18 protein-coding genes and 1 other annotated feature are annotated in these 18146 nt (G+C 70.0%); of the genes, 9 read left to right on the plus strand and 9 right to left on the minus strand.

Annotated features, from left to right (window positions below):
• The first annotated feature begins 44 nt into the window (after positions 1-44).
• Genes ACFUC1_RS09635 through ACFUC1_RS09650 form a run of 4 tightly spaced genes read left to right on the plus strand, consistent with a single transcriptional unit; the run spans position 45 to position 4114 of the window.
• Positions 45-1202, plus strand: a complete 1158-nt coding sequence (locus ACFUC1_RS09635; RefSeq protein WP_379119055.1) for an acyl-CoA dehydrogenase family protein — start codon at positions 45-47, stop codon at positions 1200-1202.
• Position 1203: 1 nt separating this feature from the next.
• On the plus strand, positions 1204-2058 hold the full coding sequence (locus ACFUC1_RS09640; protein WP_379119057.1) for an HpcH/HpaI aldolase/citrate lyase family protein: 855 nt from the start codon (positions 1204-1206) through the stop codon (positions 2056-2058).
• Complete coding sequence (locus tag ACFUC1_RS09645; RefSeq protein ID WP_379119060.1) at positions 2058-3224, plus strand: CaiB/BaiF CoA transferase family protein; 1167 nt, start codon at positions 2058-2060, stop codon at positions 3222-3224. The genes ACFUC1_RS09640 and ACFUC1_RS09645 overlap by 1 nt, the downstream gene beginning before the upstream one ends.
• A complete protein-coding gene (locus tag ACFUC1_RS09650; RefSeq protein ID WP_379119062.1) occupies positions 3221-4114 on the plus strand; it encodes a mesaconyl-C4 CoA hydratase in 894 nt (297 codons plus the stop codon). The genes ACFUC1_RS09645 and ACFUC1_RS09650 overlap by 4 nt, the downstream gene beginning before the upstream one ends.
• 71 nt (positions 4115-4185) lie before the next feature.
• Here the strand turns inward: ACFUC1_RS09650 and ACFUC1_RS09655 are convergent, their stop codons facing one another.
• The 7 genes from ACFUC1_RS09655 to ACFUC1_RS09685 form a co-directional block, all read right to left on the minus strand.
• On the minus strand, positions 4186-4878 hold the full coding sequence (locus ACFUC1_RS09655; protein ID WP_379119064.1) for an ABC transporter ATP-binding protein: 693 nt from the start codon (positions 4876-4878) through the stop codon (positions 4186-4188).
• Complete coding sequence (locus ACFUC1_RS09660) at positions 4878-5645, minus strand: ABC transporter ATP-binding protein (RefSeq protein WP_379119066.1); 768 nt, start codon at positions 5643-5645, stop codon at positions 4878-4880. The genes ACFUC1_RS09655 and ACFUC1_RS09660 overlap by 1 nt, the downstream gene beginning before the upstream one ends.
• Complete coding sequence (locus ACFUC1_RS09665; RefSeq protein ID WP_379119068.1) at positions 5642-6685, minus strand: branched-chain amino acid ABC transporter permease; 1044 nt, start codon at positions 6683-6685, stop codon at positions 5642-5644. The genes ACFUC1_RS09660 and ACFUC1_RS09665 overlap by 4 nt, the downstream gene beginning before the upstream one ends.
• The gene (locus ACFUC1_RS09670) at positions 6685-7569 is read right to left on the minus strand and encodes a branched-chain amino acid ABC transporter permease (RefSeq protein WP_379119070.1); all 885 of its coding nucleotides are present in this window, start codon (positions 7567-7569) and stop codon (positions 6685-6687) included. The genes ACFUC1_RS09665 and ACFUC1_RS09670 overlap by 1 nt, the downstream gene beginning before the upstream one ends.
• Positions 7566-8777, minus strand: coding sequence for an amino acid ABC transporter substrate-binding protein (locus tag ACFUC1_RS09675; RefSeq protein WP_379119072.1), 1212 nt, complete (start codon positions 8775-8777; stop codon positions 7566-7568). Before ACFUC1_RS09675 ends, ACFUC1_RS09670 begins: the two co-directional genes overlap by 4 nt.
• A 172-nt stretch (positions 8778-8949) precedes the next feature.
• Positions 8950-9606 carry a GntR family transcriptional regulator gene (locus ACFUC1_RS09680; protein ID WP_379119074.1) on the minus strand — a complete coding sequence of 219 codons (657 nt, stop codon included), beginning with the start codon at positions 9604-9606 and terminating at the stop codon, positions 8950-8952.
• Positions 9596-10813 carry an MFS transporter gene (locus ACFUC1_RS09685; RefSeq protein ID WP_379119076.1) on the minus strand — a complete coding sequence of 406 codons (1218 nt, stop codon included), beginning with the start codon at positions 10811-10813 and terminating at the stop codon, positions 9596-9598. Before ACFUC1_RS09685 ends, ACFUC1_RS09680 begins: the two co-directional genes overlap by 11 nt.
• Positions 10814-10981: 168 nt before the next feature.
• On the opposite strand from ACFUC1_RS09685, the gene ACFUC1_RS09690 reads away from it, so the two are divergent.
• Entirely contained in the window at positions 10982-12130 is a 1149-nt protein-coding gene (locus ACFUC1_RS09690; protein WP_379119078.1) for a CaiB/BaiF CoA transferase family protein, read from the plus strand.
• Positions 12127-12879 (plus strand): GntR family transcriptional regulator, encoded by a 753-nt coding sequence (locus ACFUC1_RS09695; RefSeq protein ID WP_379119080.1) that lies wholly within the window; start codon positions 12127-12129, stop codon positions 12877-12879. The genes ACFUC1_RS09690 and ACFUC1_RS09695 overlap by 4 nt, the downstream gene beginning before the upstream one ends.
• Here ACFUC1_RS09695 and ACFUC1_RS09700 read toward each other — a convergent pair.
• Positions 12872-14044, minus strand: coding sequence for an acyl-CoA dehydrogenase family protein (locus ACFUC1_RS09700; RefSeq protein ID WP_379119082.1), 1173 nt, complete (start codon positions 14042-14044; stop codon positions 12872-12874). The two genes, ACFUC1_RS09695 and ACFUC1_RS09700, sit on opposite strands and share 8 nt — an antisense overlap.
• 1528 nt (positions 14045-15572) lie before the next feature.
• On the opposite strand from ACFUC1_RS09700, the gene ACFUC1_RS09705 reads away from it, so the two are divergent.
• Entirely contained in the window at positions 15573-16292 is a 720-nt protein-coding gene (locus tag ACFUC1_RS09705; protein ID WP_379119084.1) for a hypothetical protein, read from the plus strand.
• Between the two features lie 415 nt (positions 16293-16707).
• Here ACFUC1_RS09705 and ACFUC1_RS09710 read toward each other — a convergent pair whose 3' ends face one another.
• Positions 16708-17109 (minus strand): CoA-transferase, encoded by a 402-nt coding sequence (locus ACFUC1_RS09710; RefSeq protein WP_379119087.1) that lies wholly within the window; start codon positions 17107-17109, stop codon positions 16708-16710.
• Here ACFUC1_RS09710 and ACFUC1_RS09715 point away from each other — a divergent pair.
• Entirely contained in the window at positions 17108-17434 is a 327-nt protein-coding gene (locus ACFUC1_RS09715; RefSeq protein ID WP_379119089.1) for a transposase, read from the plus strand. The genes ACFUC1_RS09710 and ACFUC1_RS09715 overlap by 2 nt on opposite strands.
• Positions 17393-17520 (plus strand) — a sequence feature (AL1L pseudoknot). Its footprint overlaps the gene before it by 42 nt.
• On the plus strand, positions 17431-18146 hold a 716-nt coding region (locus ACFUC1_RS09720), incomplete at its 3' end, for an IS3 family transposase (protein WP_379119091.1). It overlaps the preceding feature by 90 nt. The genes ACFUC1_RS09715 and ACFUC1_RS09720, both read left to right, overlap by 4 nt.

Genomic DNA, 18146 nt, shown 5'->3' on the forward strand with positions numbered 1-18146 from the left:
GACGACCCCAGATCTTGACCGCGCACGGCCTAGAGAGGACACCCATGGAGGGACTGAACGAGGAGGAGCGGGCCGTCGTCGAGACGGTCCGGGACTTCGTGAACCGGGACGTCAAGCCGGTCGCCCAGGAGCTGGACCACACGAACACCTACCCCGAGAAGCTCATCGAGCAGATGAAGCACCTCGGCATCTTCGGACTCGCGATCCCCGAGCCCTGGGGCGACGTCCGGGTGAGCACCCCGTGCTACGCGCTGGTCACCGAAGAGCTCTCCCGCGGCTGGATGAGCCTGGCCGGCGCCATGGGCGGTCACACCGTGGTGGCCAAGCTCATCCTCGACCACGGCACCCAGGAGCAGAAAGACTCCTACCTGCCGCGGATGGCGACCGGCGAGCTGCGCGCAACGATGGCGCTCACCGAACCCGGTGGCGGCTCGGACCTGCAGGCGATGCGCACCACGGCCCGGCGAGACGGCGACCACTACGTCGTCAACGGCTCCAAGACGTGGATCACCAACGCACGCCGGTCCGGCCTCGTCGCCCTGCTGTGCAAGACGGACGCGACCGCGCAGCCCGCCCACAAGGGCGTGAGCATCCTGCTCGCCGAGAAGGGCCCCGGGTTCACGCTCTCGCGCGACCTGCCCAAGCTCGGCTACAAGGGTGTCGAGAGCTGTGAGCTGTCCTTCGACGACTTCCGCGTGCCGACCTCCGCCCTGCTCGGCGAGCACGAGGGCCGCGGGTTCGCGCAGATGATGCGCGGGCTGGAGATCGGCCGGATCCAGGTGGCCTCGCGCGCGCTCGGTGTCGGGCGGGCCGCTCTGGAGGACGCCCTGCGTTACGCCCAGGAGCGTGAGAGCTTCGGGGTGCCGATCTGGAAGCACCAGTCGATCGGCAACTACCTCGCCGAGATGGTCACCAAGCTCACTGCGGCCCGCCAGCTCGTGCTCCACGCCGCCCGGCGGTTCGACTCCGGGGAGCGGGCCGACATGGAGGCGGGCATGGCCAAGCTCTTCGCCTCGGAGGCGGCGATGCAGATCGCCCTGGACGCGGTCCGGATCCACGGCGGCTACGGCTACTCCACCGAGTTCGACGTCGAGCGCTACTTCCGGGACGCCCCCCTGATGATCGTCGGCGAGGGCACGAACGAGATCCAGCGAGGCGTCATCGCCCGCCAGCTGGTGAGCCGCGGATCGGTGGCGCCCTGACATGGCTGCGACGGATGCCATGACGGGGCCGGCCGGGCTCGCGCGCTCCCTGCTCTTCGTGCCCGGTCACCGCCCCGACCGGTTCGACCGCGCGGCCGCCAGCGGGGCCGACCTCGTGGTCTGCGACCTCGAGGACGCCGTCGCCGGCGCGGCCAAGGACACCGCCCGCGATCAGGTCACCGGCTGGTTGGACACCGGCGGCTCCGCGGCGGTGCGGATCAACGCCGCCGGAACGCCCTGGTATGCCGCGGACTGCGCCGCCCTGCGGGGACTGGACGGCCTCTCGGCGGTGATGGTGCCCAAGGCCGAGGACCCCGACGCGTTGGGCAGCTTGGCCGCGAGCCTGGTTGGCATCCCCGTCGTGGCGCTCGTCGAGACCGCCCTGGGGCTGCACCGAGTCGTCGACCTGGCGTCGGTGCCCGGCGTGGTCCGCCTGGCGTTCGGCTCGGTCGACTTCGCGCTGGACACCGGTTGCGCCCAGGACGACACCGCCCTGCTCCACGCCCGCTCGAGCCTCGTCGTCGCCTCCCGGGTGGCGGGGGTGGCCCAGCCGGTCGACGGCGTGACCGTCGCGCTCGACGACCCGAACGCCGCCGGCCGTGACGCCACGCAGGCACGGCGGCTCGGCTTCACCGGCAAGCTCTGCGTGCACCCACGCCAGGTCCCGGCCGTCAACGCCGCCTTCACCCCCAGCGCCGAGGAGGTGGACTGGGCCCGACGCGTCGTCGCGGCTGCCGGCGACGGGGCGGCGAGCCGGGTGGACGGGGAGATGGTCGACGTCCCGGTCCTCGAGCGGTCCCGCCGCATCCTGGACCAGGCCGAGCTGTGGACCCGCTCCGAGACGGGGAGGTCCTGATGCTCCCGCTGGAGGGAATCACGGTCGTCGCGCTCGAGCAGGCCGTCGCCGCACCGTTCGCCACCCGCCAGCTCGCCGACCTCGGGGCGCGGGTCATCAAGGTCGAGCGCGCCGCAGGAGATTTCGCCCGCGGGTACGACGAGACCGTCAACGGCATGTCCAGCTACTTCGCCTGGCTCAACCGCGGCAAGGAGAGCATCACCCTGGACGTCAAGGACCCGGCCGACCGGGACCTGCTCGCGGCGATGCTCGCCCGGGCCGACGTCTTCGTGCAGAACCTGGCGCCCGGCGCGGCCGACCGTCTCGGGCTCGACGAGCGGAGCCTGCGCGATCGCCACCCACGGCTCATCGGCTGCTCGATCTCGGGCTACGGCGACGAGGGCCCCTACCGCACGAAGAAGGCGTACGACCTGCTCGTGCAGTGCGAGACCGGGCTGCTGTCGGTCACCGGCACACCGGAGGCCCCCGCCAAGGCGGGGATCTCGGTCGCCGACATCGCGGCGGGGATGTACGCCTACACCGGCGTGCTGACCGCTCTCTACGAACGTGAACGCACCGGGCAGGGCACGAGCTTCTCTGTGGCGATGCTGGACGCCCTCGGTGAGTGGGCCAGCCAGCCGTACCTGTTCGCCCGGTACGGCGGCGCGCCGCCGCCGCGCAGCGGGGCGGAGCACGCGAGCATCGCCCCGTACGGCCCCCACCGCGCCGGCGACGGGGCGCAGGTGTTCATCGGTGTGCAGAACGAGCGGGAGTGGGCCGCGTTGTGCGAGCAGGTGCTCGGCCGGCCGGAGCTGGCCGGCGACCCGCGATTCTGCACCAACCCGCGCCGGGTGGAGCACCGCGCCGAGCTGACCACACTGCTGGAGGCGGCGCTGGCCCACCTCACCGCCGCGGAGGTGACCGACCTGCTCGACCAGGTCGGCATCGCCAACGCGCGGATGCGCACCATGGCCGAGTTCGGGGAGCACCCCCAGCTCGCCGCCCGGGACCGCTGGCGCGAGGTGGACTCCCCCGCCGGGCCGGTGCGCTCGATGCTCCCGCCGGTGACCGTCACCGGTCGCGAGGCCGCGATGCGCCCGATCCCGGCAGTGGGCGAGCACAGCGAGGCGCTGTGGGCTGAGTTCGCCACGCGCCCGGACGGCGACGGACCGGAGGCCACCTCATGAGCCTGGGCGCGGCGCCCGGGCCCGTCGCCCGGCGGACCGAGCTGGTCACGCCCGAACCGGCCGAGGCGCTCGCCGGCCTTCTCGACATCGACCCGCCGGCGAGCACCGACGGGCTGCCCCCGCTGTGGCACTGGGTCTACCTGTTGGAACGACGCCGCGAGAGCGAGCTGGGTCCCGACGGACACCCCACCCGTGGCATCCCCGCGCCGCCCGGCCCCGGGCGGCTGCGGATGTTCGCAGGCGGGCGGGTGACGGCATACGGCCTGCTGCGCTTCGGCGCGGAGGCGACGCGGTCCACGCGCGTCCTGCGCTCGGTCGAGAAGCAGGGCCGCTCCGGCCCGCTGACCTTCGTCACCGTCCGCAGCGAGGTCGAGCAGGAGGGCCGGCTCGTCGTGGCGGAGGAGCAGGACATCGTCTACCGCGAGGCCGGCAGCACGCTCACCGGCACCCGGGGCGCCACGCCGGATCCTCGCGCCGCGGCGGACGCGGCCGACGCGCCCGCCCCCTCGACGCCCGCCTCGGACGCCCCCGCGTCGGAGGGCCACCGGCTCCAGCTCGCCGTCGACCCGGTGCTGCTCTTCCGGTTCTCCGCCCTGACGTACAACGCCCACCGCATCCACTACGACCAGGCGTACGCCGCCGCCGAGGGCTACCCAGGCCTGGTCGTGCACGGTCCTCTGCAGGCCTTGCTCATGGGCGAGGCCGTGCGCCGGTCCGGCGTGCCGGTGCTCGGCCGCGAGTTCGCCTACCGGCTGGTCGCGCCCACGTATGGCGCGCAGCCGCTCACGGTGACGACCGGGGACGGCGCGCCCGGCGTGGTGGAGGCCTCCGTGCACGACGGGTCGGGCGTACGCACCGCCACGAGCACCCTGTCCCGAGGGACGCGCTGACCCGCCGCCCGCGTGGGCGACGGGTCAGCGCTCCGGCCCGCGAGCGCCGGGGGATGCGCCCGCGGAGGCCCTCAGGCGATGCCCAGGTAGCTCTCCCGGACCCGCTCGTCGGCGAGCAGCTCTCCGGCCATGCCGGACAGGGCGACCCGGCCCGTCTCGAGGACGTAAGCCCGCTCGGCCACGGACAGGGCCGCGTCGACGTCCTGCTCGACGAGCAGGATCGACGTCCCGGACGCGGCGATGTCGGGGAGCCGCTCGATGATCTCGTCCACGACGACGGGCGCGAGCCCGAGCGACAGCTCGTCGATCATCATCAGCTCCGGCTGGCTCATCAGTCCGCGGGCGATCGCGCACATCTGCTGCTCGCCGCCGGACATGCTGCCCGTCACCTGCTCCATCCGCTCCCCCAGCCGTGGGAAGAGCTCGACCACACGCTCCAGGTCGGTGTTCTTCGTGCGCCAGCCGCCGAGCTTGAGGTTCGCGCGCACCGTCAGGCCGGGGAACAGGCGTCGTCCCTCGGGCACGTGCGCGATGCCGAGGTCGACGATCTGCTCGATGGACAGGCCCCGCAGCGACCGTCCCCGGAACGCCACCGAGCCGTCCCGGACCTCCGCCATGCCGGACAGAGCCCGCAGCAGGGTGGTCTTGCCGGCGCCGTTGGGGCCCACGAGGGCGACGACCTCGCGTTCGCGGACGTCGAGGTCGACGTCCCACAGCACCTGCACACGGCCGTAGCCCGCGCTCACGTTCCTGACCTCGAGCATCAGCGCTTCCCTCCGCGTCGTTGGGCGTAGCGGTGACCGAGGTAGGCCTCGACCACCCGGGGGTCGGACAGGACCTCGCGGGGGTCGCCCGCGGTGAGGACCTTGCCCTGGTGCAGGACGAGCACCTGGTCGCTGATCGCCAGGATCGCCCGCATCACGTGCTCGACGACGACGATCGTGATCCCGCGCGCCTTGAGCTGGCCGATGAGCTCCAGGCTGGGCTCGATCTCGCTGTGCCGCAGGCCGGCCATCACCTCGTCGAGCAGGAGCAGCCGGGGCCGCAGGGCGAGCGCCTTGGCGAACTCCAGCCGCCGCGCGTCGGCGACGGACAACTCGCCGGGAGCCCGGTTGCCGAGGTGGGCCAGGCCCACTTCCTCGAGCACCTCGTCGGCAGCCTCGCGCGCCTTGGACATCAGGCCGGTGCCGTGCGGGCCGTAGAGGATCCCGACCGCGACGTTCTCCCGGACCGTCATGCCGCGGAACGGCTTGACGATCTGGAAGGTGCGAGCCACACCGGCGTGGGCGATCACCCACGGCCGGGCGCCGGTGAGGTCCTTGCCGTCGATGAGCACCGTGCCCGAGGTCGGCTTGATGTGACCAGTGACGAGGTTGATGAACGTGCTCTTGCCGGCCCCGTTGGGTCCGATCACGCCGAGGGTCTGCCCTTCGGGGACGCTGAACGACACGTCCGACACGGCGTGCAGCCCACCGAAGCGACGGCCGAGGCCCTGGGTCTGCAGGACGGGGGTCGCTGGTGTCGCGCTCACAGGCGGTACCTCCGGACGTTCGCGAGCAGGGAGCACTCCCCGGTGCGCCGGGCCTCGCGCACGTAGTTGACGGCGCCCTGCGGGAGCAGGACCACGGCGAGGATGATGATCGCCCCGAGCAGGAACGTGTGGATGCTCGTGTAGTTCTGCCGCAGGTACTCCGACAGGAACTGCAGGGCGACAGCGCCGAGCAGCGGTCCGAGGACCGTGCCGCTGCCGCCGATGACGACCATCACGACCATGAGGACCGTGATGTCGACGTCGAAGAGGCGCTCGGGGAAGATCGTCACCTGCTGGAAGGCGTAGGTCGCGCCGACCAGCCCGGTGAGGAAGCCGGACAGGGCGAAGGTGACCACCTTCGTGCGCGTGGTGTTGATCCCCATGGCCGCGGCCGCGTCCTCGTCCTGGTGGATCGCCTTGAGCGCGAACCCGAACTTGTTGCGGGCCACGAGGGCCGACACCAGCACCGCGACCGCCGCCAGGGCGAGGAACAGCAGGTAGAACCCGTCGTTGCCCAGGTAGGCGGTCGTCGCCTCCTTGCCCACCGTGGGCAGCGTGATGCCCGCGCCGCCGCCGGTGAGGTCCGGCAGGTTGGTGACGACCTCGCGCATGCCCTCGGCCACGCCGAGAGTGGCGATCGCGAAGTAGTGCCCCTTGAGGCGCAGCAGCGGTATGCCGATCAGCGCGCCGAACACCGCCGCGACGATGCCGCTGAGCACGAGCGAGAGCCAGAAGCTGAGGTGCCAGTGGCTCATCGCGACCGCGGTGAAGTAGCCGCCGATGCCGAAGAACACCACCTGGCCGAACGAGGCGTAGCCCGCGAAGCCACCGATGAGGTTCCACGCCTGGGCCAGTGCGACGAACATGAAGATCGCCGAGACGGTGCGCTCCTGGCCGGAGTAGAGCTGGCTCTGCAGCCCGAGGGCCGCGAGCAGCAGCAGCAGCCCCAGCGCCCAGGGGAGGTATGCGCGCCAGCGCGGCTCCGCCGCGGTCCGGGCCGGGGCAGCGGTCGTCTCGCCCGTCTCGGTCTGCGTGGTCATCAGACCTCCAGCCGGGCGGCGTAGTACGCGCGGCCGACCAGTCCCGAGGGCCGGACGATCAGCACGATGACGAGGACGAGGAACGCCAGCGCGTTGACCCAGGTGCCGGGCAGGTACTGGCCGCCCCAGGCCTCGACCAGCCCGATGACCAGGCCACCGACCAGCGCGCCGTACATGTTGCCCAGGCCGCCGAGCACGGCAATGACGAAGGACAGCAACGTGTACCCGGCCGCCGTGGAGGGGTTGAACGTCCCCACGGTGCCGACCATGGCCCCGGCCATGCCGGCCAGCGCGGCCGCGATGGCGAAGGTCAGCGCGTAGACGTGCCGGGCGCGGATGCCCATGAGGCGCGCCGCGCCGCGGTCCATGCCGGTCGCCATGATCGACAGGCCCGTGCGGGTGCGGTTGACCAGCGCCACGAGCGCGACGGTCACCGCGATCGCGACGAGGAAGGCGAGCAGCCGGCCGAGCGGCACCCGGACGCCACCCAGCGCGAGGCTGTGGCCGGCATACGAGGTCTGGATGCTGCGGTAGTCCGCCGAGAACGCGATGTTCATGCCCTGGGTGATGAGCAGGTCGAGCCCGAACGTCAGCAACAGGGTGATGAAGATCGGGCCGTTGACGACCAGGTTGATCAACCACCGCTGGAGCACGTAGCCGAGGACGAACAGCACGGCGGCCGAGACGAACATCCCGAGGAACGGGTCGAGCCCGAGCCACGCGTTGACCTGCCAGCCGATGTACGCCCCGAGGATCACGAACGAGCCGTGCGCCAGGTTGACGATGTTCATCACCCCCCAGACGAGGGAGAAGCCGACCGCGATGAGGGCGAGCAGACCGCCCTGCAGGAGCCCGTAGATGGTGGCCTGGAGGAATGCGCTCACGGCTTGGTACCGGGCCAGATGAGCTTGGCCTCGGCGGAGTCGGTGGGCCACACGGTCACGGCCTTGCCGTTCTGGACCTGGATGACCGCCATCGGCTTGTAGACGTTCTGGCCGGTGGAGTCGAACTTGATCTTGCCGAAGAACGACGTGGTGTCCAGGCCGGCGAGGGCGTCACGGACCTTGTCGGGGCTGGTGCTCCCGGCCTTGTCGGCGGCCATCACGAGGGCGAGGCACGCGGCGCTGGCCTCGGCGTCGTGGTAGTCGGGGGCGTGCCCGAACTTCTTCTGGATGTCGGCGGCGTACTGCTTGGCCGTGCCGAAGTACTTGTCCTCGCCCTTGGTGGAGTCGGTCCACTGGCTGGACCCGAGGACGCCCTCGGCCTGGGTGCCCAGGGTCTTGGCGAAGTCCGGGGTCGGCGGTGCAACGGTCTCACCGAAGCCGGCCGGGGTGACGCCGAGCTCCTTGGCCTGCTTGACGATGGCGACACCCTCGACCAGGTGCACCGAGCCGATGATGACGTCCGGCTTCTCGCCCTTGACCTTGGTGAGCGAGGAGCTCACGTCGGAGGCGCCGTTGGGGAAGTACTGCGGCTGCATGACGGTGAAACCCTTGTCCTTGGCGGTCGCCATGCCGCCCTCGGTGACCGTCTTGGAGAAGCCGTCGTCGGCGGAGAGGAAGACCACCGTCTTCGGCTTCGGCTGGGCCAGGTCGGCGATCGCCTTGACGATCGACGACGCGTACTCCGTCGCCGGCGAGAGGACCGCGAAGGTGCGCTTGTAGCCCTTGGAGAAGATCTTGTTGTCCGCGCCGGCCGAGTCGACCATGACCTGGCCGTTGCGCTCGATGACGGCAGCCTGCGCCTCGGTGTTGGCCGAGCCGTACGAGCTGAGGATGAGCTTGACGCCCTTGTCGTTGAACTGGTCGACGAGCTGGGCCGCGGTGTCCGGCTTGGACGTGTCGTCCTGGTACTGGATGGCGAGCTTGACCTTCTTGCCGCCGATGTCGACACCGCCCTGGGCGTTCACCTTGTCCTGGCAGAGCTGGTAGCCCTCCTGGGTGAGCTGGCCCTCCCGGGCGAGCTTGCCGGTCAGCGACAGCGAGGCGCCGATGGTGAGGGTGCCGCTCCCCGCGCCGTTACTGGCCCCCGCTTCCCCCTTGGACCCGCAGGCAGCCAGCGCGAGGGAACAGGCGGCAACGGACGTGGCCACAACGATTTTCTTCGACCTCACAGCACACACCTCTCGAACAGGAGGAATCGGGTGATGCACTGTATACAGTGACCTGCGCCACATGGCAAGGATTTGAATATTGGATCCGAAGCCGCCGGCGCCAGCCCTAGCCTCACCCGTGGCAGCCCACCGGCTCGGCCGACTGCGCCTGTCAGAGGTCCGCGGCGTCGGGCAGTGGGGCGGCTTCGCCCATCGACATCTCGAGCTCGGCGCGGGCCGTCCGGATGCTCTGCTCGATGATCGCGCGCACCCGTGCGTCGTCCGCGTCCCGCAGCGCCTGCACCATCTCGACCCGCTCTTGCTGCATCTGCGGCCGGGAGCCGATGACGTGGGCGTGCACCCGCGCGTACGGTTCGACGAGGTTGAGCACCTGCACGACGAGGCGCACGCTGTGCCGCTGGCCGGACAGCTCGTAGAGCCGGCGGTGGAAGCGGTAGTTGAGGCTCGACCACTCCTCGGACTGCTCCGGCTGGAGCGCCTGCATCGCCTCGACCAGCCGGGCGAGGTCGTCGACGTCCCGTCGGCCGGCGTGCGCGACGATGTCGGCAGCCAAGGGTGGCTCCAGCTGCATCCGCAGGCTGTACAGCTCCTGGACCTCGCCGACGTTGAGCTCGGTGACGACCGCGCCCAGCCCGGGTTTCATGATGATGAGGCCCTCACCGACGAGGGTACGCAGCGCCTCGCGCAGCGGGATCCGGCTGACGCCATAGCGGCGGGCCAGCTCGTCCTGGTTGAGCGCCTGGCCCGGCGGGATGGCCCGCTCACGGACGGCGCGGCGCAGCGCGGTGGCGATCTCGTCAGGACGCATGTGACCTCTCCTGTGACCCGAGCCCGATCGGCAGACGCAGGGCGGCCACGACGCCTCCTGCCAGCAGGATGATGACGGTACTGACTTCCCCGGCCCAACCAAAGGCCCCGAAGAACAACCCGCCGACGAAACCGGCGACGCTCGACCCGAGGTGGTAGCCGAACAGGTAGAGGGACGAGGCCTGCGCGCGCTGGCGGGTGGCCCAGGCGTTGACCCAGCCGCTCGTGACCGAGTGCGCCCCGAAGAAGCCGAAGACCATGGCGGCGGTCCCGGCGAGCACCAGAGGCAGCCAGCCGGACAGGGAGGCGAGTGCGCCGGCGGCCATGATGGCGAGCCCGAGGTAGAGGACGCTGCGCCGGCTGCGCCGGTCGGCGAGGCGGCCCATCCAGTTCGCGCTGACCGTGCCGAAGACGTAGAGGCCGAAGACGAGCGCCGCCGCAGAGGAAGGCAGGTGGAAGGGCGGGCCCGCGAGGCGGTACTGCAGGTAGTTGAAGTACGACACCAGGCTGCCCATGAGGACGAAACCGCAGACGGCGAGCCGCCGGATCACCGGGTCCGCGAGTGGGCCTCGCATCGCTGCCAGCCGCTCGCGCAGGCCGCCCGGCGCCGCGACGAAGTTGCGCGAGGACGGCAGGCGCAGGGCCACCCAGGCCCCGCCGAGCAGGCAGAGGCCACCGACGACGGCGAGGGCGACGCGCCAGGACAGGACGCTGGACAGCAGTCCCCCGGCGAGCCGACCGGTCATGCCGCCCAGCCCCGTGCCGCTGATGTAGAGCCCCATCGCGGTACCCAGGCCGGCGGGGTGGAACTCCTCTGCGACGTACGCCATCGCCACCGCTGGCAGACCGGCGAGCACCAGCCCGGTGAGCACGCGCAGCCCCAGCAGGACCGCGAAGCTGGGGCTCGCGGCAGCACCGAGCGTGAGCACTGCGGCCCCCAGCAGCGACCCCACCAGCAGCGACCGTCGGCCGAGCCCCTCCGACCACGAGGCTGCGACGATGACGGCCACGGCGAGGGGCAGCGTGGTGAAGGACAACGTCAGGCTCGCAGCGGCAGGCGAGACGTCGAAGGCGGCGCTCACCGCGGGCAGCGTGCCCTGCACGACGTAGAGCAGGGAGAACGCCATGAAGCCGGCGCCGAAGAGCACGGCGCTGGCCTGGCGGTACTCCCGCGTGCCTCGATGCAGGTGGGTGGCCGGGACGCTCACGGGTGGGTGACCTCCTTGCGCGGAGTGTATACACCGGATAACCCATGCCGACAGCGTTTCCGGAGGCGGGAGGCTGCAGCGGGGCCACGTGGGAAGCCTGGAAGCCGCAGCCCCGCAACGCGGATAGGAGGCGCCGGTTTGGATCCAGTATCCGATAGGGTGCGCAAGGTGAGCGCACCCGGACCGCTGGACGGTGTCGTCGTGGCGGACTTCAGCCGCGTGCTGGCCGGCCCCTACGCCACGATGCTGCTCGCCGACCTCGGGGCGACGGTGGTCAAGGTCGAGTCGCCGACTGGTGACGACACGCGGCACTGGGGCCCGCCATGGACCCCCGACGGGCATAGCACCTACTACCAGTCGATCAACCGCAACAAGCGCAGCGTGGTGCTGGACCTGTCCAGCGAGGAGGGCCGCCGCCGGGGCCTGGCCCTGGTGCGACGTGCGGACGTGCTGATCGAGAACTTCCGCACGGGGAGCCTCGAGCGGCTCGGTTTCGACGACGCGACGCTGTCGGAGCTGAACCCTCGCCTCGTCCACTGCTCGATCACCGGCTTCGGCGCGGGCGCCGGGGCCGGCGTGCCGGGGTACGACTTGGTCGTGCAGGCCGTCTCGGGTTTGATGAGCCTCACCGGCCCGGACGCGGCCACCCCGACCAAGACCGGCATCGCGACCGCCGACGTGCTCACCGGCCTGCACGCCGCGATCGGGATCCTCGCCGCGCTGCGCCACCGCGACGCCACCGGGGTCGGTCAGCGCGTCGAGCTCAACCTGCTGTCCTCGATGCTCTCCGGCCTGGTCAACTTCGGCGGCGCCTACGCCCTGACCGGCGACCTGTCGCACGGCATGGGCATCCGCCACCCCAGCATCTGCCCGTACGAGGAGTTCGAGACCGCGGACCGGTTGCTCGTCGTCGCCGCCGGCAACGACCGGCAGTTCCGCGCGCTGTGCGGCTGCCTGGGTCTGACCGGGCTCGCCGACGACCCACGGTTCGCGACCAATGCCCAGCGCGTGGCCCACCGCGGGGAGCTGAAGGCCCGGATCACCGCGGTGCTCCGCACCCGTTCGGCGGACGAGTGGTTCGCGGCGCTGACCCCTGCCGGGGTGCCCTGCGGGCCACTCAACGACGTCGGCCAGGGCATGGCCCTTGCCGAGCAGCTCGGGCTCGAGCCGATCGTCGACGTCGACGGCTCTGCCCAGGTCGCCAACCCGTTGAGGTTCTCGGCGACGCCGGTGAGCTACCGTCGTCCTCCGCCCGGTCTCGGCGGGGACGAGGAGGAGGTCCTCGCCTGGCTCGACCACGACGAGGAGCCCACGTGAGCGCGACGTTCCGGAAGCCGCCGACCGCCCAGGAGGCGGTGCTCGCCGAGCTGCGCCGGTTCATCGCCACCGGCCGGCTGCGCCCCGGCGAGCAGATCGTCCAGGACGCGCTTGCGCTCGAGCTCGGCGTCAGCCGGGTGCCCCTCCGCGAGGCGCTGAAGATCCTCGAGGGCGAGGGGCAGGTCACCTACCTGGCGCACCGGGGCTACTTCGTCACCCAGCTCTCACTGTCGGACCTGCTCGAGGTCTACCGCATCCGCGAGATCCTCGAGGCCGAGGCGGTGCGGGTGGCGGTTCCGCAGATGACGACCGAGGACGTCGACCGCCTCGAGGAGGCCGAGCGCGAGGTGCAGGCTGCCGCCGCGGAGGCCGACGTGGTGACGATGACGCAGGCAAACCGCCGGTTCCACTTCGCCCTCATCGAGGCCTGCGGACTGCCCCGCCTGGTGCGGATCATCCGACTGCTCTGGGATGCCACGGAGGTCTACCGCTCCGTGTACTACACCGAGCCGCACAACCGCGAGCTCGTCGACGCCGAGCACCGCGGTCTGGTCGCGGCCGTGAAGGCCGGGGATGTCGAGCGCGCCCTGCACGTGCTCGACGAGCACCGCCAGCACGCCATCGCGGCCTTGCGGCCCGTGCTCGAGCAGGTCGCCACGGGCCAGGACGACGACGCGGCGCCGGCTCGCCCGGACGGATCCCCTGGCGCCGGGCTGGGCCCGACGCCGGAGGAGCTCCACCTCAGCTGAACGCGCCGACGCCGGTCAGCGCCTGGCCGATGACCAGGGTGTGCACCTCGGAGGTGCCCTCGTAGGTCAGCACCGACTCCAGGTTGTTGGCGTGGCGCAGGACGGGGTACTCCAGCGTGACGCCGTTGGCCCCGAGGATCGTCCGGCACTCGCGGGCGATGGCGATGGCCTCGCGGACGTTGTTGAGCTTGCCCAGGCTCACCTGGCGGGCCTCGAGCCTGCCGGCGTCCTTGAGCCGGCCGAGGTGGAGCGCGAGCAGAAAGCCCTTCTGCAGTTCCAGGGCCATGTCGGCGAGCTTCTTCTGGGTGAGCTGGAAACCCGCGATCGGCCGGTCGAAGACCTCGCGCTCACGCGAGTACGCGATCGCCGTCTCCAGGCAGTCACGGGCCGCCCCGAGCGACCCGAAGACGATGCCGAAGCGTGCCTCGTCGAGGCACGACAGCGGCCCGCGCAGCGAGTGCACCTCCGGCAGCCGGGCACCCGCGGGCAGTCGCACACTCTCGAGCACGAGCTCGGACGTGACCGAGGCACGCAACGACAGCTTGCTCGTGATCTTCGGCGCGGAGAAACCGGGGGTATCGGTCGGCACGATGAAACCGCCGAAGCCGTCCTCGGTGCGCGCCCACACGATGGCGACGTCGGCGATCGACCCATTCGTGATCCACATCTTCGTTCCGTCGAGGACCCACTCGTCACCGTCGCGGCGGGCCCGGGTGCGCATGCCGCCGGGGTTGGAGCCGAAGTCGGGCTCGGTCAGCCCGAAGCAGCCGACGAGCTCACCGGCGGCCATCCGCGGCAGCCACTCCTGTTTCTGCTCCTCCGAGCCCCAGCGGTAGATGGAGTACATCGCCAGGGAGCCCTGGACGGAGACGAGGCTGCGGACGCCCGAGTCGCCGGCCTCGAGCTCCATGCAAGCCAGCCCGTAGGAGACGGCATTGGTGCCTGCGCAGCCGTAACCGTCGAAGTGCATACCGAGCAGGCCCAGGGCCCCGAACTCCCTGGCGAGCTCTCGCGGGATCGTGGCCTCCTCGAACCACTGCGCGATGTTGGGCCGGACCCGTTCGTCCACGACCTTGCGCACCGTGGCCTGGATCGCGCGCTCCTCGTCGCCGAGGAGGTGGTCGACGGCGAGCAGCTCGAGGGGTCCTACGGGCGTGCGGGGCATGGCGAGGCCTTCCGGTCGTGACGGCACCTGGCAGTTCGAGGTCCGATCGTATCCAATATTCAGTCTGCGCACAGCCACCCCCGCCAGAGGTGATCACCCGAAGGCACGAAAAGGGCCCCCGACCGGCGTCTCCGCTGGTCAGGGGCCCTTCGATGCACAGGGTGGCGGGTGAAGGATTCGAACCTTCGAAGCTTTCGCGACGGATTTACAGCCCGCCGTATGCCGCCCGCTCATCAGCGGATTCGCCCCTCAGAGCCAAACTTCGCCACGAATTCGCCACAGATTGTGGACCACAGCCGCCGTCAGCCGGCCCTTCTCGTACAGGCACCTGGGTCCTGCGCAGGCCCCCTCCGGCGAGATCGTCGCCGTGCCTGGGCACGCCGACGTCGACGAACGCTTGAGTCACACCACCCAGAATGACCGCCACGGCCTGCGTGCCTGACCCGAGGAACGGTCTCCGCACGAAGCATTCCGGCAGCTGCAGCCGGAAAAGAGAAAGGGGCAGTGGCCGTGAAACGGCGAGTGCCCCTTTAAGTCTGGGCAAGACACTAGCATGACTCCGCCCACCAGACCAACACGACACCGAAGGTCCACATTGCCAGGGAGCCAACCGCAACCGGAGACTAGCCAGAGCGAGACCTACGACACCCTCGTGCTCGCCCGACTTGCGGACTTCTTCACGGAGGACGCCATCCAGTGGCCCCGACGCCTGTGGGACGTCGGATCCATCCTTGCGCTAGAGGAGATCTATGAAGCTGGATCATGGGAGGCGCAGGGTGTCCTCAGCCCGGCGGCTGTCGACTGGCAGCGCAAGGAGCTCATAAGGGTCATCGGGCCCGACGTGGGTCTGGGCGACCGTGAACTTCGGAGCGAACTGACGACCGTTCTAGGCAAACGTCTGCCGGATCCTAGTCCGGCCAGGCGTCAGCTGTCGCACCTCATCGATCACGCCCGAGCTGGCTATCTCGAGCGTTGGCAGGCCGTACTGAGTGGGCCGTCTATGCCGCGGGTTGAGCGTCTGTCGCGAACCGTCGCTGCCCACCTATTGGATTTGGGTTACAGCCAGCCCTTCCTGTCCGGATGGGTATGGGGTCTGCGCAGTCAGACTGCAGACATCACCCACGTGCTCGCCAGCGCTGCGGAGCTCGCGAGGACTGATTCGCAGATCTATGAGGTCCTCGTCGCGTTCACGCGGCTTCCGCAACGCGATGACCTAGCAGCGCGAGTCCCATCGTGGAGGTCGAAAGCAGCCGTTGCAGACTGGCTTCGCGAACAGGGTCACTCGACCACGGGTGTTCGAGTTGGTGGCGGCTTCTTGTACTCCGTCAGCGCACGTGATCCCCATGCCGCCGCAGCGCAAGCCCGCACGATGATCGACAGGCTGGTGACGCGCTCGACATTTCTGCGTAGAGGCCGAGACGGGGTTGAGCCCATCCATCAAGTTTGGGTATCTGGCTATAAACGGCCGATTGATTTGGAGACGCCTGCGCGAGGTGCAGATGTGTTGTCCCTCTCGCTAGAGGGGCACATGTACCGCGTCACCGGGACTCGTAGTCAGGTGGACGACGCCCTTGAGTTGGCAGCGCCAGTCAACCGCGGTTCACTGGGTCCAGCCGTCGCCGGCGCGTGGGCAGCCATCGAATCATTGTTGACCCATCCAGATGATCCCCGCGAAGAAGAGCGCTTCGGCAAAGCGGTCGCCGCAGACCGGCTGGCATCAATTATCACGTGCTCGTGGCCACGGGCTGAGCTGACTTCCCTGGCCCACCACTACTCGGGGTCCGGTAGCACCGACCCGATCGCGGCGGCGCTGGCCGTATGCAACACCAACATCGACCGCAGCCGCGCCATCGCAGAAGCTCTGAGGGACGGCATATCGCTGCAATTTGTAGAGCGTCGGAATCGCGGCAGCGAGTACGCCGCAGCAGCAAGGATGTCTGGAGTGTTGGCCGACCCAAGACGAATACTCATGGACGTGAGGAGCGCGTTGACGATCGCCCTGCGTCGCCTCTACCGGTCACGGAACATAGTCCTGCACGGTGGCTCGACGCAAGGAGTCGCGTTGGAGGCATCGCTTCGGACTGCCGCGCCGCTGCTAGGCGCTGGCCTTGATCGCATCGTGCACGCCGCTCTTTCAGAAAGCCTTAAGCCGCTGGACCTTGCGGAACGGGCAAACGTCTCGCTTCAGCTTGTCGGCGGCGAAACGGGTCTGTCGGTCGTAGAACTCCTAGAACCGGTCGGAGCCTAAGAACCGCCGTTGATGCGTCAGTGCGCCTCAGCGGACGTAGGGGCATCGGTCGCCGCAGTGCAACTGAGGAATGCGTCCGCACTTGAAGTCGCCGACCCCCGATACACCAAGTCAGCGACGACGGACACTGATGCCGCGAGGGCACCTCCAGTAGAGCAGATAGCCGCGACGCGAGCACAACTCCTGCTGGCCTCCTCGTCGCCCGCGCGATAGTTGCGGCCCCACACCGCCCACACAGGTTCATCACGCTCGCCTTGGTAGAACGAGGCGACCTTTCGGCGCGAATTTGCCACAGATTGTGGACCACCCCAGCGTCAGCCGGTCCTTCCCGGACAGGCATGTGCTCCGCCCGAGCCTCAGCGCAGTCGCCGGCTGCGTGCAGCCGTCGAGCACTCGACCAAAACGCGCTGGATGCTCACTCGGCGCCTAGCGGGAAGCCGAGTTGATGTTCCAGCGAGTCGATGGTGCCGTCGAAGAGGGCGCGAACGGTGGCGCCGTCTGGTCCGAGGTCGATGGTGGCGTGGTCGGTGTAGACGCGGTGGACGCAGGCCAGGGCGGTCAGGGGGTAGTCGCAGTGGGGCACGAGTTTGGGGCGTCCGTGCTTGTCGAACAGGGTCATCATGACGAAAACCTGACGGGCGCCGATGGCCAGGTCCATGGCGCCGCCGACGGCGGGGATGGCGTCGGGGGCGCCGGTGTGCCAGTTGGCCAGGTCGCCGGTGGTCGAGACCTGGAAGGCGCCGAGCACGCACACGTCGAGGTGTGAACCGCCCCGGCATTGATGGAGGGTCTGATTCCCCGAGAGGATGAGGACCATGCCAGCACCGAGGAAGTACCCGCAGGAGTTGCGGGATCGGGCGATGCGGCTTGTGCAGGAGGCCCGGGAGGCTGAGCCGGAGCTGTCGGTGACTGCGGCGGTGTCTCGGATCGGCACGCGGGTCGGGGTCAACCCGGACACGTTGCGCGGTTGGGTCAAGCAGGCCGAGATCGATGCCGGGAAGCGTCCGGGTACGAGCACTGATGACGCCAAGCGGATCAAGGATCTGGAGTCTGAGGTCAGGGAGCTGAAGCGGGCCAACGAGATCTTGTTGGCGGCCTCGAGTTTCTTCGCGCGGGAGCTCGACCCGCGACTGCCGTGGTGATCGCGTTCATCGAGGCGCACCGGGCCCGGTTCGGGGTCGAGCCGATCTGTCGCGTGCTCAGCGGGCACGGCGTCAAGATCGCCCCGAGCACCTACTACGCCGCCCGGAGCCGGCCAGCCTCGGCCAGGTCCGTGCGGGACGCGCAGCTGGTCGTCGTGCTGCGGCAGGTTCACGCCGACCGCAGCAAGGGCCGGGGTGTGGCGGGGTACCGCAAGATGTGGCACCTGCTGCGCCGTGATGGTCACCAGGGGCCGCGCTGCACGGTCGAGCGGCTGATGCGCCAGGCGGGGCTGCGGGGCATGGTCCGTGGGCGAACCTGGAAGACCACGGTGCCCGACCCGGCTGCGGTGCGCCCGGGTGACTTGGTTGGGCGGGACTTCACCGCGCCGGCGCCGAACAAGTTGTGGGTGGTGGACTTCACCTACGTGCCGACTTGGACCGGGACCGGGTTCACCGCCTTCGTCACCGACGTGTACTCCCGGCGCATCGTCGGCTGGCGCACCGCCAACCGGATGCCCACCGAGCTGCCCCTGGACGCCCTGGAGATGGCGCTGTGGGTTCGCCAGCGGGCCGGGCAGGACGTCACCGGCGTGGTCCACCACTCCGACGCAGGAAGCCAGGGCGGACTCAAGCGGTCGTCGCAACACCTCGATCGTGGAGGTGTCGATGGGCAGGCCAGCGGGATGGATGACGGAGCTCACGGGACGGTCGG

Source organism: Pedococcus sp. NPDC057267 (assembly GCF_042668795.1).
Taxonomy (GTDB): domain Bacteria; phylum Actinomycetota; class Actinomycetes; order Actinomycetales; family Dermatophilaceae; genus Pedococcus.